Annotated in this window: 9 protein-coding genes; 3 read left to right on the top strand and 6 right to left on the bottom strand. The window is 48.0% G+C overall.

Annotation, left to right across the window (positions count from 1 at the left end; all coding sequences use genetic code 11):
- Positions 1 to 90 precede the first annotated feature (90 nt).
- From PLE7327_RS09610 to ppsA, 6 genes are all read right to left on the bottom strand, one after another.
- The gene (locus PLE7327_RS09610) at positions 91 to 1,101 is read right to left on the bottom strand and encodes a dihydroorotate dehydrogenase-like protein (protein WP_015143649.1); all 1,011 of its coding nucleotides are present in this window, start codon (positions 1,099 to 1,101) and stop codon (positions 91 to 93) included.
- Positions 1,102 to 1,181: 80 nt separating this feature from the next.
- Positions 1,182 to 4,841 carry a pyruvate:ferredoxin (flavodoxin) oxidoreductase gene (gene nifJ / locus PLE7327_RS09605; RefSeq protein WP_015143648.1) on the bottom strand — a complete coding sequence of 1,220 codons (3,660 nt, stop codon included), beginning with the start codon at positions 4,839 to 4,841 and terminating at the stop codon, positions 1,182 to 1,184.
- A 732-nt stretch (positions 4,842 to 5,573) separates the two neighbouring features.
- Positions 5,574 to 6,185: a CP12 domain-containing protein gene (locus tag PLE7327_RS09600; RefSeq protein WP_015143647.1), complete on the bottom strand. Its 612-nt coding sequence runs from the start codon at positions 6,183 to 6,185 to the stop codon at positions 5,574 to 5,576.
- Between the two features lie 569 nt (positions 6,186 to 6,754).
- Entirely contained in the window at positions 6,755 to 6,979 is a 225-nt protein-coding gene (locus tag PLE7327_RS09595; protein ID WP_015143646.1) for a hypothetical protein, read from the bottom strand.
- Positions 6,979 to 7,155: a hypothetical protein gene (locus PLE7327_RS26495; RefSeq protein ID WP_015143645.1), complete on the bottom strand. Its 177-nt coding sequence runs from the start codon at positions 7,153 to 7,155 to the stop codon at positions 6,979 to 6,981. Before PLE7327_RS26495 ends, PLE7327_RS09595 begins: the two co-directional genes overlap by 1 nt.
- 151 nt (positions 7,156 to 7,306) lie before the next feature.
- Positions 7,307 to 9,808 carry a phosphoenolpyruvate synthase gene (gene ppsA, locus PLE7327_RS09590; RefSeq protein WP_015143644.1) on the bottom strand — a complete coding sequence of 834 codons (2,502 nt, stop codon included), beginning with the start codon at positions 9,806 to 9,808 and terminating at the stop codon, positions 7,307 to 7,309.
- 655 nt (positions 9,809 to 10,463) lie between these two features.
- Here ppsA and PLE7327_RS09580 point away from each other — a divergent pair.
- From PLE7327_RS09580 to PLE7327_RS09570, 3 genes are all read left to right on the top strand, one after another.
- A complete protein-coding gene (locus PLE7327_RS09580; protein WP_015143643.1) occupies positions 10,464 to 12,875 on the top strand; it encodes a sucrose synthase in 2,412 nt (803 codons plus the stop codon).
- Positions 12,876 to 12,945: 70 nt separating this feature from the next.
- Positions 12,946 to 15,837, top strand: a complete 2,892-nt coding sequence (gene pgmB / locus PLE7327_RS09575; protein ID WP_015143642.1) for a beta-phosphoglucomutase — start codon at positions 12,946 to 12,948, stop codon at positions 15,835 to 15,837.
- A 232-nt stretch (positions 15,838 to 16,069) separates the two neighbouring features.
- Positions 16,070 to 17,362, top strand: a complete 1,293-nt coding sequence (locus PLE7327_RS09570; RefSeq protein WP_015143641.1) for an FAD-binding oxidoreductase — start codon at positions 16,070 to 16,072, stop codon at positions 17,360 to 17,362.
- The last annotated feature ends 44 nt before the right edge of the window (positions 17,363 to 17,406 follow it).

The following is a 17,406-nucleotide window of genomic DNA, read 5'->3' as shown; positions in this document are numbered from 1 at the left end:
TTTTCTCCTCTTAATGGGACTTACATAGAGAATGTGTAAGTCCGATGAATCATAGAGTGCCCCCCGATTTGCCAGCCTGATGTTTCAGACTCAAATAAGCAATCGCTCTGGATTATACGTTTGAACGGCTTTCATATATTGGGCGCGTTCAAAAGCACTCTCGTCGGGACAATTGATTTGGCTCATACTGCCCTGCATTTGTTTGACCGACTCATATTCGTGTTCTTCCATCCAATGACGCATTCCCTCTTCAATCGACGCAATCTCCCGGATTCCGTGACGCAGCAACACGCTGACTAACATCGTGATACTCGCGCCAGCCATTAGCATTTTCAACACGTCATGCGCTTTGTGGATGCCGCTAGTTGCGGCTAGATCGGCTTGAATGCGACCGTAGAGAATGGCAATCCAGCGCATGGGCAAGCGCATTGCTTGGGGCGTACTTAACAGGACGTTGGCTTGCACTTCCAAGTTTTCGATATCGATGTCGGGTTGGTAAAAGCGGTTAAACAAAACCAGCGCGTCTGCTCCTGTTTCGACGAGCTGTTTTGCCATATTTGCCGTGTTGCTGAAGAAAGGACTCAATTTGATGGCAACAGGAATATTGACTACCGATTTGACGGCACGCAGAATAGACAGATAAGTTTGCTCGACTTGAGAACCGGGCAGATCCAGATCGGTCGGCACGTAATAGATGTTTAATTCCAGTGCATCTGCGCCCGCCTGTTCGATTTGCTTGGCATAGTCAGTCCAGCCGCCAGGGGTCAAACCGTTGAGGCTGGCGATAATGGGAATGTTGGTCGTTTCCTTTGCCTTGCGAATGTGCTTGAGATATTCCTCCGGTCCGACGTGAAAGACTTCTTGTTCGGGGTAAAAGGTTAGGGATTCGGCATAGCTATAGGTTTTGTATTCGAGGTGGTGGTGTAATTCAAGCTGTTCTTGCCTAAGTTGTTCCTCGAATAACGAATGCAATACGACCGCTGCCGCTCCCGCATCCTCCATTCGCTTGATGTTGTCGATATCTTCGGTTAGCGGGGCTGCCGCGCCAACGACGAGGGGCGATCGCAGCTTCAATCCCATATAAGTGGTCGTTAAATCCATTGATGATTTCTCCTCAGCCTCAATCGATCTGAATTTAGGAATTACAGGGTAGTGCGGGCAAGATGCCCGCTACCGATTAGCTATGCTTTCCCGCTCAGCTTTGTCGTGTCCTCGTCCGTTTCTTGGGCATGTCCGTTGTGTCCGTTATGTCCGTTATGTCCGTTCTTGCTATGGGGAACTTCTAACGGACGAGCAGCGAGATACTCGTACATGTGCCAGCGATTGTCTACGTCTTGTTGAGCTTCCTTGAGCAAGCGTTTGGCATCTTCCGGCTTGCTCTTGGCGAGCATCTTGAAGCGGTTTTCTTTATACATAGACTCGCCTACTGGCAGCTTGGGCGATCGCATATCCAACTGCAATGGATTCTTGCCTTCCTTCTTCAGGTCGGGATTGTAACGGTACAGCAACCAGCGACCGCTTTCGACGATAGTTTTCTGGTGGTTCATCGCCGTTGTCATGTCAATGCCGTGAGCTATACAGTGCGAGTAAGCAATAATGATGGATGGTCCGTCGTAGGCTTCTGCCTCTAGGAATGCTCGCAGCGTATGCTCGTCTCGCGCCCCCATGGCGACGCTGGCGACGTAGACGTTGCCGTAGGTCATGGCAATCAGACCCAAGTCTTTCTTGGGCACGGGTTTACCGCCTGCGGCAAACTTGGCTACTGCGCCGCGCGGAGTCGCTTTAGAAGATTGACCGCCCGTGTTAGAGTACACTTCGGTATCCAGTACCAAGAGGTTGACGTTGCGACCGCTGGCAATAACGTGATCGAGACCGCCGAAACCAATGTCATACGCCCAGCCGTCGCCGCCGACGATCCAGACGCTCTTTTTGACCAAATAATCGGCAACCGATTTTAGATTTTGGATTTTGGATTTTAGATTGGAGTCTAATTCGCAAGCAAGTAACTCATCTAACTTCTGTTTGAGCAGGGTAACTCGCTCGCGTTGTTCCCAAATATCCGCTTCGGATTTCTGGTCGGCGTTGAGAATTTCCGCAACGAGATTATCTCCAATCCGATCGCTCAATTTCTGCAACAGTTCGGCAGCATATTGCGCTTGCTTGTCGATGGAAAGGCGGAAACCCATACCGAATTCGGCGTTGTCTTCAAAGAGGCTGTTCGACCAGGTGGGACCGCGACCTTCGGCGTTGGTCGTCCAAGGTGTAGTGGGCAAGTTGCCGCCGTAGATGGAGGAGCAACCCGTCGCGTTGGCAACCAAAGCGCGATCGCCGAATAATTGCGACAATAACTTAACGTAAGGCGTTTCGCCGCAACCGGCACAGGCGCCAGAGAACTCAAATAAAGGTTCTTGCATCTGTTGCTGGCGGATTTGATTCAGTTTTAGATGACGGCGATCGGGATTGGGGATTTTGAGGAAGAAATCCCAGTTTTCTCGCTCTTGCTCGCGCAGAGGTAGCTGTGGTTCCATGTTAATCGCTTTGCGCGACGGCATGGATTTATTCTTGGCAGGACAAACGTCTACGCAGATCCCGCAACCCGTGCAGTCTTCCGGCGCGACTTGGATGGTGAATTTTTCGCCGGCAAGGTCTTTATCTTTGGTATCGGTAAACTTAAAGGTAGCTGGCGCGTTGGCTAATGCGGCTGGAGCGTAACTCTTCCCTCGAATAACCGCGTGGGGACAAACCATGACGCATTTGCCGCACTGAACGCAGACATCAGGATCCCAAACTGGAATAAATTCAGCAATATTGCGTTTTTCCCATTTAGACGTGCCCGTCGGATAAGTGCCGTCGCAGGGTAGGGCGCTGACAGGAAGCTCGTCGCCTCGCCGCGCTACCATCATGCCGAGAACGTCGCGTACAAAGGCGGGAGCCTCATCGGGAAGTCCTGTTTTCAGGTGTGCGGTGCTGGTGACTCGATCGGGAATTGACACTTCGTGTAGATTGGCAAGGGTATTGTCTACTGCTTGCAGGTTCATGCGGACGATCTCGTCGCCTTTCTTGCCGTAGGTTTTTTGAATCGCTTTTTTGATCTGCGCGATCGCTTCATCTCTAGGCAATACGTTAGCTAGGGCAAAGAAACATACCTGCATGATCGTGTTGATTCGTCCGCTCATGCCGCTTTCGCGAGCGACTTTGTTGGCATTGATGGCGTACACTTTTAGCTTTTTACCAATAATCTGCTCTTGTACCTCGATGGGCAGATGTCCCCAGACTTCCTCGGCACTGTAGGGACTATTCAATAGGAAGGTCGCGCCAGGGGCAGCCGATGTCAGCATATCGAGTTTTTCGATAAAATTCCACTGGTGACAGCCAATGAAGTTTGCCTTGTCGATGAGGTAGGTCGAGCGAATCGGTTGGGGACCAAAGCGCAGGTGCGAGACTGTTACCGCGCCAGATTTTTTGGAGTCATAGACGAAGTAACCCTGGGCGTAGTTGTCGGTTTCTTCCCCGATAATCTTAATTGAGTTCTTATTAGCTCCGACGGTTCCATCAGCGCCCAACCCGTAGAATAGCGCCCGCACAACGCTATCGGGTTCGATCGAGAAGCTGGGATCGTAGGGGAGCGAAGTGTGGCTCAGATCGTCATCGATCCCGATAGTGAAATGATTTTTGGGTTTTTCTTGCGCTAGATTGTCGAAAATGCCCTTAATCATTGCCGGGTTGAATTCTTTGGAGGATAGACCGTAACGTCCTCCAACTACCTTGGGCATTTGTCGGGTCCATTCTTCGTTGAGGGCAGTGATGATATCGAGATAAAGAGGTTCGCCGGCACTGCCGGGTTCTTTGGTGCGATCGAGGACGGCGATGGTCTTGACGGTTTTGGGCAAAGCAGCAACCAACCGCGTTGCATCGAAGGGACGATACAAGCGTACCTTGAGAACGCCAACTTTCTCGCCCTGCTGGTTGAGATAATCGACGGTTTCGTGTACCGCTTCGCAACCGGAACCCATCAGGATAATGACGCGCTCTGCTGCTGGGTCGCCGTGATATTCGTAGAGATAGTATTGCCGCCCCGTTAGCTTGGCGAATTCGTCCATTGCCTCTTGAACGATGTTGGGGCAGTCTTGATAGAAGGGATTGACTGTTTCTCTTGCCTGGAAGTAAACGTCGGGATTTTGAGCGGTGCCGCGCAAGACGGGACGGTCGGGAGTCATGGCGCGACTGCGGTGTGCTAGGACTAAATCGTCGTCGATAAGCGCCCTTAAGTCCTCATCCTCTAGCAGTTCGATCTTCTGGACTTCATGGGAGGTGCGGAAACCATCAAAGAAATGAATAAAGGGAACTCGCGCTTTCAAGGTGGCTGCTTGAGCGATGAGGGCAAAGTCGTGCGCCTCTTGCACTGAAGCCGAACTCAGCAAGGCAAAGCCTGTAGCTCGCACTGCCATGACATCGCTATGGTCGCCAAAAATCGATAGCCCTTGAGCGGCGAGAGAGCGTGCCGCAACGTGAATGACGGCGCAGATAAGTTCTCCCGCGATCTTGTACATGTTCGGGATCATTAACAACAATCCCTGGGATGCGGTGAAGGTGGTGGTTAGGGAACCCGTTTGCAAAGCACCGTGTACCGCTCCTGCCGCTCCCCCTTCGCTTTGCATCTCTGCAATGCTGGGTACGGTTCCCCAGAGGTTGGGAAGTCCCTGCGCTGACCACGCATCAGCCCATTCGCCCATCGGAGAAGCAGGGGTGATCGGATAGATGGCAATTACTTCGTTTAGTTTGTATGCTACCTTGGCAACCGCTTCGTTCGCGTCTAAGGTGGCAAATGTTCTCCTCGTCATGATTATTTAAACCTTATGAGTGTTTTCAAACATCGATAAAGCTTTAAAAGCCTTTTTTCTTGGAAATCTAAAGTTACGAAGAGGGCTTAAGCAAAGGTTTCAGCCTTTCTTTTTTAACAACTTCTTTATGGTTTTTCTAGAGACATTAGTTATTGCTGAATTGGTAGTATTTGTTACGTTCAATTGCCAGGACTTTTGTTAGTAGATTTACTTGAGTCTTCACTTCTATAATCTACTAAAAATCTGCTCGATATAGGGATTCTTATGATTTTTTAATTTCTTGCAATCCTGCCTCAACCATAGCGATCGCGATCGATCTTAATTACTGATTTGTTTTGATACCGAGCGAATTTTGCGATCGGACATGGCATTGACTCGAAAAAGTAGTTTTTTAAAAAATACAATTGCTGAAATCTGAAATAATAAATCAATTATATTTATAATTTTCTATAGTTGGGGATAAATTTATAAATTCTTAGCATATGAGAGCAAGGAAAGTAAAGAAAGTAGTCCTGGAATAGAGAGATGGCAGATTGTCACATCAACTTCTATTTGGCATTGTTTGTTTGAAAAATTTGTCTATTATCAAAAAAAATAAGATAGACTAACGTTTTTAGAAAATTTTCTTGGGGAGATTGCTATTTTTCCAAAAGCCCTCAGAAAAAATATGCGAGCAAGATGCTCGCACAACTTTAATACAAGGTTTTTTGAAAAAATTAATTTTTGTTGAGGCTACACTTCATACATTCTTGCTTCTAAGGCTTCGGGGAACTCCTCGCAGTAGTCATCGAAAGCGGTTTTTGGAAGCTTTTCTGCTTTTTGATGGGCAGCTTCAGCTTGCAACTCTTTCACGATATCCCAGGCAGCAGCACAATCGGGAGAAGTCGTGCCTTTTTCGGCGCAGATAGCGCGTGCATGAGCGATCGTTTTTTGAATTTCTTGCTCTAGCTTAGTGATTTTCGGTTGCTCGACGAAATTACTTTTTTGCAGAATATCGGTTACTGAAACAATCCCCAGCAGCTTATCTTTGATAACGGGTGCCCTGCGAATGCCTGTCTTGGCAAACAACCGGGCAACATATTCTACTTGCAAGTCTGGATTGATAACGATGCACGGTTTAGTCATGATATCGCAGACGCGCACCTGTTTGGGATCGATTCCATAAGCAGTGACATTGTAGACGATGTCAGTTTCGGTAAGTATCCCATAGGCATCTTCGTCGTGTCGGCGATCTACAATTAAAGCACGCAGGCTTTTTTCTTTCATCAATTTTACTGCCTCAGCTACCGTTGCCGAACCGCGAATCGTCACTACTTCCGTCGTCATGATATCTGCTGCTTTCATCTGGGTTTAACCTTCTAGGAGAACACATCACGATAGTTATATCAAAGATCGAGCGATCGCTTTTGAGTAGCCAGAGAATAAATTCTCTGGCTAAAATGCTAGAGTCCCTTTTATCTTATATCTTGCACTCTTCGCAACAGGTGCCTGGAAATCAATTTCCAGGCTTACATATTAAGTCCATTTTAATGGACTGAATTTTTGCAGGCTAAGAGCTACAGATTATTGTTAACCCTCAAGGACAATGGAGATTTTTGAATGCAACTGAACTTTGGGCGTTGCTGAGTCCTGGTTGAGTGACAAAACTCAAATCGCCTTCACCCCAACCCCTCTCCCGCTCTGGGAGAGGGGTTTTCAACTTAAGACTTTTGCCTGAAGTCCTTTCACCCCTTGTGGGAGAAGGGATTGAGGGATGAGGGGACAAAGATTTGTCAGTCAACCAGCGCTGAGTCATAGAATGATTTCACCTACAAGCAAAAGAGCCACTTCCCGAATATTCAGGAATCTACTTGGATGAGACTAACAAGGTTTGGTATATAGGACAAGCAAATTCTCGGTTACTTATCAAGGTCTTAGCCTTGTGCTTCATCGTTACTCTCTTTTGCTTGCATTTTCCGCAGAATTGCTGCTTGAATTTTGACATCAAAGTCCGGATCGTCTACGGTCGTGATAAGATGGCGCGGACGATCGCTGAGTCGATCCAGGTATGCTCGAAGAGCCATCTTGTCCTCACGATGTCGGAGAAAGTATCGTCTTAACTCCTCATCAGACATAGCAGCATAATTAACCTGACTCATTAGAATACCTCTCCATTCGGCGTAATCTGGAATTCTAGATCTTCACGATTTCCAGTCAAAACATACAAGTTGCTTGTTCGATCGTCAATGCAAACAAGATGTATGGGCTGGAGCATAATATACGTTAGCCAATAGCTAAGACGATATAAACCTCTAAGTTGGGCATCAGTGGGCATTCAAGGCACGCACTCCACACACTGCTTATTCTAACTTGGCTTATAGAGGGGTAGATCGACCTAAGCGAACTACACGCGATCGCACCCGAACAAAAAAGTAGGAAGCAGTTTCCTACTCCCTACTCCTAGTTATTTATCAAGTTCAGCGCAATTAGCTAACGCCTTCGGTTTTAGCGATATCGAGCAATGTCTTCAGCACTGAATCGGGGTTTAAGCTAATCGAATCGATGCCCAACTCAACTAGGAAGCGAGCAAATTCGGGATAATCGCTGGGTGCTTGACCGCAGATACCGACCTTGCGACCGTTTTTCTTGGCTTTCGCGATGACTTGGCGTACCATTTCTTTGACTGCATCGTTCCGTTCGTCAAAGATGTGGGCAACTAGGGAGGAGTCGCGATCGAGTCCCAAGGTAAGCTGAGTCAGGTCGTTAGAACCGATGGAGAAGCCGTCAAAGATTTCGCTGTATTGGTCGGCGAGGATGACGTTGCTGGGGATCTCGCACATGACATAGACTTGTAAGCCATTTTCGCCGCGTTTGAGACCGTGTTTTTCCATTTCTGCCAACACTTTGCGACCTTCTTCGGGCGTGCGGCAGAAAGGAATCATGGGGATAACGTTAGTTAAGCCCATTTCATCGCGGACGCGCTTGAGTGCCTTACACTCTAAGCCATAGGCTTCGGCATACTTGGGATCGTAGTAGCGAGATGCGCCGCGCCAGCCGATCATCGGGTTTTCTTCCTCTGGCTCGAACTGCTTGCCGCCCAAGAGGTTGGCGTATTCATTGCTCTTAAAGTCGGACATGCGGACGACGACTGGATTGGGATAGAAAGCCGCCGCGATCGTGCCGATGCCGTGAGCCAGCTTATCTACGAAGAAGTTGGGCTTGTGGTCGTAGAGAGCGGTGAGCTGGGCAATTTCCTGCTTAACGCTTTCGTCTTCGAGTTCGTCGAAGTGCATTAGAGCCAGCGGGTGAGCTTTAATGTGGTTGGCAATGATAAATTCCAAACGGGCTAATCCTACGCCATCGCAGGGAATGGAAGCCAGACCGAAGGCTTCTTCTGGGTTACCCACGTTCATGAGGATTTTGGTGCGGGTGCGAGGCAGGTTATCTAACTGGGTTTCTTGGACTTCAAAAGGCACTAACCCTCTATAAACCCGTCCTTCTTCCCCTTCCGCACAGGAGACGGTGACTTCTTCGCCCGTCTTCACGACTGCGGTTGCGTCGCCACAACCGACGATCGCGGGGATGCCCATTTCCCGTGCAATAATCGCTGCGTGGCAAGTCCGTCCGCCTTGGTTGGTGACGATCGCGCTGGATTTTTTCATGATCGGCTCCCAATCCGGGTCGGTCTTATTAGTAATCAGGACTTCGCCTGGTTGGAATTCGTCGATCTTATGAACGTCTAGAATGACGCGAGCTTTACCTTGTCCTATCATCTCGCCAACGGCACGACCTTTGGCAACTACCTCACCCGTGCCTTTCAGTTTGAAGCTACGGAGGACGCTACCGGATTTTTGCGATTGGACGGTTTCCGGACGAGCTTGAACGATAAAGAGTTCTCCCGTCAAACCGTCTTTTGCCCATTCAATATCCATCGGCGTGTAGCTGCCGCGTACTTCTGAATAATAGTCTTCAATAATACAAGCCCACTTGCCCAGGGTGATGATTTCGTCATCGGTGATGGCATATTTTTTGCGTTCTGGTTCGGGGACAGGAACGTTCTTGGTCAGCTTGCCGCCGCCGACATCGTAGACCATCTTGATTTCTTTGCTGCCCAGGCGCTTCTCTAAGATGGGTCGGAATCCTTGCTTGAGGGTGGGCTTGAAGACGAAGTACTCGTCTGGGTTGACCGCGCCTTGAACGACGTTTTCACCCAAACCGTAAGCAGCCGTAATCAGCGCTGCATTCTTGAAGCCCGTTTCCGTGTCGATAGAGAACATGACCCCAGAGGCGGCTAGGTCGGAGCGTACCATCTTTTGTACGCCGACCGAGAGGGCAACCTCGAAGTGGTCGAAGCCTTTAATTGTTCGATAAGAGATGGCGCGATCGGTAAACAGCGAGGCAAAGCAGCGGTGGCAGGCATCGAGAACGCCGATAACGCCGTGGACATTGAGATAGGTTTCTTGCTGTCCGGCAAAGCTAGCGTCGGGTAAGTCTTCGGCGGTGGCGCTAGAGCGCACGGCAACGTCAGTATCGCTCAGATAGCGCTTGCACTCTTCTTTCTCGGCTCCTTCATAGCGATCGCATGCCGCAGCGCCATCGCCATAGCGCTCGCATAGTCTCAGGTAAGCCTGAGTAATAGCTAGCTCTAGTTCGGACGGGAAGGGGGTGTTGAGAATGAGGGCGCGAGCTTGTCTGCCGTGTTCGCGCAGGTTGTTGACATCTTCTACATCCAAATCGGCAAATAAATCGCGCAACTTCGCTTGCAAGCCAGCTTTTTCGATAAAGTAGCGAAAAGCATAGGCAGTGGTGGCAAAGCCAGTGGGAACGTTTACGCCTTTGGGGGTCAACTGTTGAATCATTTCGCCTAAAGAGGCGTTCTTCCCACCTACGAGGGGAATATCGGCTATGCCAACTTCCTCAAACCACAGAATTAATGCATTTTCTTTGGAAGGCTGTGACGATGCGCGATCGATCGTTGTTTGTACCATGATTTAATTCCTCTATTCAATCGGCTCGGTTAGACAAAATTGCGGGCAAGTCTGTTCCTTCGGGTTTACATTTTTGTTTAAGTTCCCAAGCCTTGTAGCTAAAACTCAAGGTAAACTCCGTGTAACATCTGTTTGCGTGTTTAGGAAAATTTTTGGTTGGAAACAGACTTTACCGAATCCTTGCTGGCAATTAGCTGTGACTATTTTAGATCTTCGTTACTGCTGGCTTTACTATTGTTTTCTCTACCTTTCAATTTCAGAATACGATCTCTATTAGGTATTGGGCTACTCGGTAATCTTTTTTTAACTTTTGATATTTGCAAGTACCAATTACGAAAAAAAATCGTAGCGATCGCTACGAACAAAATCACACAAAATCTCGTGCTACGAGCGAACAAATAGTCCTTGGTTGCCATCATTGATAGAAAACAGCAAGCCGAGATTGTTAAAAAATCAAACAAAAAGCTGAGGAGAGTAAGATAGCGGCTGACATTACTTGAGTACGATCGCGCTAGTTGGTTTTATGCAAAAAACGCGATCTAGATTTGAGCGATCGCACCCGTCGTACTCTTAAAAATTTTTCATACTCAAGGAAGAAGAAATCTGAGTTTCTCCAGACTAGAATGAAAATAAACGCTATAGTCGAGAAATCGCCATGTACGAACTGATTCAAGTTGTCTTAAATAGCGACGAAAAAAAGACACTGCGTCAGTTGCTGGCGGAATTAAGGACTTCGGGCAAGCAGTTCTTTGTGCGCAATGAAATTCAACGGGCATTTGAAGAAAGCTGTCGGCAATTAGACAAACCAGCGTATTTTTACCATTCCTCCTCCATAGCGCAACTGATTCATCACACCCATGAAATTCTGCTTGATGGGGAAAGTTTCTGGTTTCTCCTGCGGCCCAGAATCGGCAGTCAACAAGTCTTTCGGCTCGCCGCCGACCTCAGTTGCGTCGAACCGATGACCGCCCAAGCCTTGCTAGATCTGCGCGATCGCTTGGTTGACCGTTACGCTCCCCAAATCTTAGAGATAGATTTCAGTCCCTTTTATCGAGGCGCTCCCATTGTTGACGATCCCAGAAATATCGGTCAAGGACTAGAGTTTCTCCACCGCTATTTGTTTGGCAAAATTTCTGCCAACCCCCAACATTGGCTCGAAGGATTGTTCAACATCCTGCACGAGCATCAGCACGACGGCATCTCGCTGTTCATTAACGATCGCATTGGTTCGGCAACCGAATTGATCGATCGCGTTAAAGAAGCGATCGAATTTGTCAATCAGTTGCCTCCCAACATGCCCTACGAAACATTCCGCCTTCAATTCCAACAATTGGGCTTTGAACCGGGTTGGGGCAATACGGCATCTCGCATTCGAGAAACTCTCGAACTGCTCGAACGGTCGATCTCCAATCCACAACACGCCGTTGTAGAAGCTTTGATCGCCCGTCTTCCCATTACCAGGCGCGTCGTTCTCATCTCCGTACACGGCTGGGTCGGGCAAGAAAACGTTTTGGGACGAGCAGAAACAGTTGGGCAAGTCGTCTATGTCCTCGATCAAGCCCGCAGCTTGGAACATCAATTGCGCGAAGAAATGCATCAGGCAGGACTCGACGTGGTTGGCATCGAACCTCAAGTTATCATTCTTACTCGCCTCATTCCCAACTGCGAAGGAACCTCGTGCAATCTCCGCCTAGAAAAAGTCTACGGCACCGAAAATGCTTGGATTTTAAGGGTTCCTTTCCAAGACTTCAATCCTAAAGTGACTCAGAACTGGATTTCTAAATTTGAGATTTGGCCCTATCTAGAGACCTTTGCTCTAGATGCAGAAAGAGAATTAATCGCCCAACTGAAAGGAAAGCCCGATTTAATCATTGGCAACTACAGCGATGGCAATTTAGTTGCCTTCCTGCTTGCCCGCCGTTTTCAAGCGACCCAGTGCAATATTGCCCATGCCCTAGAGAAACCCAGATATTTATTTAGCGATTTATATTGGCAAGATTTAGAGGAGCGATATCACTTCTCGGCACAGTTTACCGCCGACCTGATCGCCATGAATGCGGCTGACTTCATTATTGCCTCTTCTTACCAAGAAATCGTAGGCAATCCCGACAATATGGGTCAGTATGAGTCGTACAAATGTTTCACTATGCCGCAGCTTTATCATGCGATCGATGGAATAGAATTATTTAGTCCTAAATTTAATGTCGTGCCGCCAGGAGTCAACGAAAATATTTTTTTCCCCTATACGCAAACAGAAGATAGAATAGAGAGCGATCGCAAACGGATTTATAATTTACTTTTTACCGACGAAGACCCTCGCATTCTAGGGTATTTAGACAACCCCAACAAGCGACCGATTTTTGCGGTTGGACCGATTAATGCTATCAAAAATTTTACAGGACTGGTAGAATGCTTCGGTCGAAGCCAAGCTTTGCAAGAACGTTGTAATTTGATTATGTCACTGGGCAACTTACATGCCGAGGAAGCTACTAATCCAGAAGAAAGAAAAGAAATCGAGAGTCTTCACGCGCTCATCGAGCAATATCACCTTCAGGGTCAAATTCGTTGGCTGGGAATGCGCCTGACTAGCGCCGATCTTGGCGAAGCCTATCGAGTTATCGCCGATTTTAGAGGAATATTCGTTCATTTTGCCCGTTTTGAAGCATTTGGGATTACCATACTCGAAGCGATGATTTCTGGCTTGCCTACGTTTGCCACTCAATTCGGCGGCGCTTTAGAAATTCTTCGAGAAGGAATCAGTGGGTTTCACATCAACCCCACCGATCTCGAAGGAACTGCCCAAAAAATCGTCGATTTTATCGATAAATGCGAGGTATATCCCCAATATTGGCACGAAATCTCCCAAGGAGCGATCGAGCAAGTCCGAGATCGATATAACTGGCAAGATCACACCAGAAAATTGGTTTCGCTCTCTAAAATCTCTAATTTCTGGAACCATATTTCTCAAGAAAACCGCGAAGCATTGTATCGATATTTGGAAGCTTTATTTCATTTAATTTATAAGCCTAGAGCCGAAAAAATTTTAGAAAAACACTTACAACAATAGAAGAAAAATATAAGCCAACAACCCTCACCAACCGATCCCCGATCTCGTTCCGAATCCTCAGTTAAATCAGATGTCTGCTAGTGCTCCTTCCCATCACTTTATTTATACCGATTGGAATTTAATCGAAACGCAATTCGACCCCGAACAAATCAATCACAAAGGCACTGTCTTTACGATAGGCAATGGTTATTTGGGAACGCGAGGGAGTTTCGAGGAAGGCTACCCGCGCGCTTTGAGCGCGACGTTAATCAATGGCGTTTACGATGATGTTCCCGTCGTCTACACCGAACTCGCCAACTGTCCCGACTGGCTGCCGCTAACAGTTAGTATCGACGGAGAGAATTTCCGACTCGATCGCGGCGAAGTCTTGAGCTATCAACGACAGCTCGACCTCCAAAGAGGCATTCTCAGCCGCAAGGTGCGCTGGCGCAGCCCCAAAGGAAAGACGCTAGACCTTTACTTCGAGCGCTTTGCCAGTCTTGCCGACCAAAACGTATTAGCACTGCGCTGCCAGGTAACGCCTCTGGATTTTAATGGTTCGATCGCCGTCTCGGCAAGCTTGAATGGCTATCCCGAAAATCAAGGCTATAACCATTGGGAAGAGCTAGATCGAGGAGATGGCGATGGCACTATCTGGTTGCACGTCCGCACCCGCAGTTCTCACATCGAACTCGGCATGGCTGCCAAGTTACTTCTATCGGGGACGGAAGGAACTTTTCAAGTCACGAGCGTACCCGGATATCCCACCGTAGAAACGACCTTGGCGGTTGCAGCAGGACAAACGGCAACGCTAGACAAAATCGTCACAGTTTTTACCTCGCGAGAGGCTCAAACGCCAGCCCATGTCGCCCAAGAAAAGCTAGCGCAACTGTCTTCCTACGCCCAATTACAATCTGCCCACATAGAAGCATGGGAAAAAGTTTGGCAGCACAGCGATCTCCTCATCGAGGGCGATACCAAAGCCCAACTTGCCGTTCGCTACAATCTCTTTCAACTGCTCATCAGTGCCCCGCGTCACGACAATCGCGTCAGCATCCCTGCCAAAACCCTGTCAGGCTTCGGCTATCGCGGTCATATCTTTTGGGATACCGAAATCTTTATCCTTCCTTTCTTTATTTACACTCAACCCAACGTCGCCCGTAACCTGCTGACCTATCGCTACCATACCCTTAATGGAGCGCGGCGTAAGGCATCCTACTATGGCTACAAAGGAGCCATGTTTGCCTGGGAAAGCGCCGAGACGGGAGATGAAGTGACTCCCCGGTGGGCGCTGCCAAATCAGCCCTACGCCGAAGATATCAGGATTTGGTGCCGCGATCGGGAAATTCACATTAGCTCGGATATTGCCTATGCTATCTGGTCCTACTGGCAGGCGACCAACGACGACGAGTGGATGCGGGACTGCGGTGCCGAGATTATTTTAGATGGGGCTGTCTTTTGGAACAGCCGAATTGAGTGGAATCCCAAACAACAACGCTACGAGATTCGGGAAGTCATCGGTGCGGATGAATACCACGAACACGTCAGTAATAACGCCTTTACCAATCGGATGGTGCAGTGGCACCTAGAAAAAGCCATCGCCGTTTATCAATGGCTGTGCGATCGCTTTCCCGAACGCGCTGCCGAACTGGAGGCAAAACTGGGGCTAACTGCCAAACTGCGCGATCGCTGGGAAGATATGGCTGCCAATCTCTGGATTCCCTATGACCCGACAACGGGACTGATCGAGCAGTACGAGGGGTTTTTTAACCTAGAAGATATCGATTTAGCGCATTACGAACCTCGCACTCGCTCTATGCAAGAAATTTTGGGCATTGAGGGAGCTAACAAGCGACAGGTTCTCAAGCAACCGGACGTATTAATGCTGCTCTATTTAATGCGCCAGTCGGAAGAGTTTCCCTACAACAAAGAAATCTTGCAAAAGAATTGGGATTACTATGCCCCTCGAACCGACATTACCTATGGATCTTCCCTCGGACCTGCCATTCACGGGATTTTAGCTTCCGATTTGGGTCAATCCGATGAGGCTTACAAATTGTTCCTGCAAGCTGCCATGGTAGATTTAGAAGACGTGCGCGGCAATGCTGCCGATGGAATTCACGCTGCTTCTGCGGGCGGCGTATGGCAAGCGGTTGTTTTCGGATTTGGCGGGTTTAAGCTCACCCAAGAAGGTCCAGTAGCAACCCCCCACCTTCCCTCTCACTGGCAACGTCTGAAGTTTAAGATTCACTGGCGCAGCACCTGGTACGACTTCGATTTGAGGGCAGAAGCTTCGGAACAGAAGGCAGAAGGTAAAATTCAAGGCGTTATTTTCGACCTAGACGGAGTACTGACGGATACGGCAGAATTTCATTACCGTGCTTGGCAGAGGCTGGCAGATGAAGAAGGCATTCCCTTTGACCGACAGGCAAATGAGGCGCTGCGAGGAATCTCTCGTCGGGAATCTCTGATGCGGATAGTAGGCGACAGAAATTATACAGAAGCGCAACTCGAAGAAATGATGGAGCGCAAAAACCGCTATTATGTGGAATCGATTCAAGACATTACACCAGACAACCTGTTACCGGGAGCGAGGGAATTATTAGACGAACTGCGAGCGGCTGGGATTAAAATTGCGATCGGGTCGGCGAGCAAAAATGCGCGAATGGTAATCGAGCATCTAGGCATTGCCGACAAAGTAGATGCTATTGCCGATGGCTATAGCGTACAGCTCTCAAAACCAGCACCCGATCTATTTCTCCATGCAGCCGAGTTGCTAGGACTCGAACCCTTTCAATGCGTAGTGGTAGAAGATGCAGAATCCGGTATAGAAGCGGGTTTAGCAGCTGGCATGCTAACAGTCGGATTGGGTCCGGCGGAGAGAGTGGGTAAAGCTCACGTCGTTCTTCCCAGTTTAGAAGGAATCTCCTGGGAAGACTTACAATCTCAATTGTTCGGCACTGCCGCAGGATCGAGATATTAACTCAATCAGTAATTCCTCCCACTTTGGCAACAGACTTCGAGGGGACGAATTACTTCGTCCCCAGTCCTTGTCTTAGCATGAAATCAAAACAAATTTATTCAACTTTTTCTATCGAAGGGATAACTTATCTTTCATGCTGATTCAACTTCCAATTTTCTTAAACTTATCCTTCCTTACGGTACGCTGAAATAGTAAAGCCTAAAGCCAATCCACACCATCTCTCGTCTTTATAATGACTTACGAGATCGCCAATCAACCAGAAACGATCGCCTGGGAAAAGGTAGAACCGATATGGCAGAAGAAGATACAAGGAGCGATCGCCAGTCAAATGCCTCCTAGCTGTCTGATTTTTCCGAAAACTCAGGAATCTCTCTCAGAAATCATTAGATCTGCTAGCGAAAAGCGATTCTCCGTTCTTCCCTGCGGGAGCGGTAGTAAACTCGGTTGGGGAGGATTGGTAAAAGACGCTCGACTGGTCGTCAGTACCCAGCACCTCGATCGCATCATCGAACACGCAGTCGGCGATCTCACAGTTACAGTAGAAGCGGGAGTTAAACTAGCCGATCTCCAAAAACTTTTAAGTCAAAGCCATCAATTTCTTCCCCTCGATCCCGCTTATCCAGAATCGGCTACCATTGGCGGTATCGTAGCAACGGCTGATTCTGGAAGTTGGCGACAACGTTATGGAGGCGTTAGAGACATGGTATTGGGATTGTCTTTTGTTCGTGCTGACGGACAAATCGCCAAAGCAGGGGGACGGGTGGTCAAAAATGTGGCTGGATATGACTTGATGAAGCTTTTTACAGGCTCCTATGGTACGTTGGGAATTATTTCTCAAGTTACCTTCAGACTTTATCCAATTCCAGAAGCTTCGGGAACGATTGTTTTAACTGGAGAAACCAATGCTATTGCCACGGCAACGCAAACATTGCTAATGTCTGGTTTAGCACCGACTGCTGCCCAAATGCTTTCTGGCAGTTTAGTAAATCGCCTAGAAATCGGTAAGGAAATTGGATTAGCCATCCGTTTTCAAAGCATAGTCGAAAGCGTGAAAGAACAGATAGTACAAGTTGAATCGGTTGCCCAACAATTGGGGTTAAAAACAAGTTTGTATTGCCATCGCGATGAGATCGATTTATGGCAAAAATTGCAACAAATAACGCGAGTTCCTAGCTCAGAGAATGCCGTAACCTGCAAAATAGCAGTCAGACCAAATGCGGCTTCTAAAATTCTAGAACAAGGCGAGCGCATAACTAATAATCAAGGAGCGATCGCGATTAATATTAGTAGTGGTTTAGGACAGCTGCATTGCCAATATGGAGAAATTAACCAGATTAAAAAAATGCGATCGCTCTGTCAAGAAAATCAAGGTTTTCTCACAATTTTAGAAGCCCCAACTTCAGTTAAAAAACAATTAGATCCGTGGGGCTATGCAGGAAATGCTCTAGAAATGATGCGCCGAATTAAACAAAAATTCGATCCCAATAATATTTTTAGTCCGGGATGTTTTGTGAGTGGAATTTAGTCATTTGTCATTTGTTTAAAAACTGCTCGTAAATCTTAAAACTT

The organism is Pleurocapsa sp. PCC 7327 (assembly GCF_000317025.1).
In the GTDB taxonomy this organism is placed as follows: Bacteria; Cyanobacteriota; Cyanobacteriia; order Cyanobacteriales; family Microcystaceae; genus Hydrococcus.
The sequence above is the reverse complement of the archived record's forward strand: the minus strand, read 5'-3'. Positions and strand labels throughout refer to the sequence as shown.

Excerpts from the sequence above, each read along its gene's own strand:
- PLE7327_RS09570 (WP_015143641.1), top strand. The coding sequence starts at position 16,070 with ATGACTTACGAGATCGCCAATCAACCAGAAACGATCGCCTGGGAAAAG.
- PLE7327_RS09580 (WP_015143643.1), top strand. The coding sequence starts at position 10,464 with ATGTACGAACTGATTCAAGTTGTCTTAAATAGCGACGAAAAAAAGACA.
- pgmB (WP_015143642.1), top strand. The coding sequence starts at position 12,946 with ATGTCTGCTAGTGCTCCTTCCCATCACTTTATTTATACCGATTGGAAT.
- PLE7327_RS09595 (WP_015143646.1), bottom strand. The coding sequence starts at position 6,979 with ATGAGTCAGGTTAATTATGCTGCTATGTCTGATGAGGAGTTAAGACGA.
- nifJ (WP_015143648.1), bottom strand. The coding sequence starts at position 4,841 with ATGACGAGGAGAACATTTGCCACCTTAGACGCGAACGAAGCGGTTGCC.
- PLE7327_RS26495 (WP_015143645.1), bottom strand. The coding sequence starts at position 7,155 with ATGCCCACTGATGCCCAACTTAGAGGTTTATATCGTCTTAGCTATTGG.
- PLE7327_RS09610 (WP_015143649.1), bottom strand. The coding sequence starts at position 1,101 with ATGGATTTAACGACCACTTATATGGGATTGAAGCTGCGATCGCCCCTC.
- ppsA (WP_015143644.1), bottom strand. The coding sequence starts at position 9,808 with ATGGTACAAACAACGATCGATCGCGCATCGTCACAGCCTTCCAAAGAA.
- PLE7327_RS09600 (WP_015143647.1), bottom strand. The coding sequence starts at position 6,185 with ATGAAAGCAGCAGATATCATGACGACGGAAGTAGTGACGATTCGCGGT.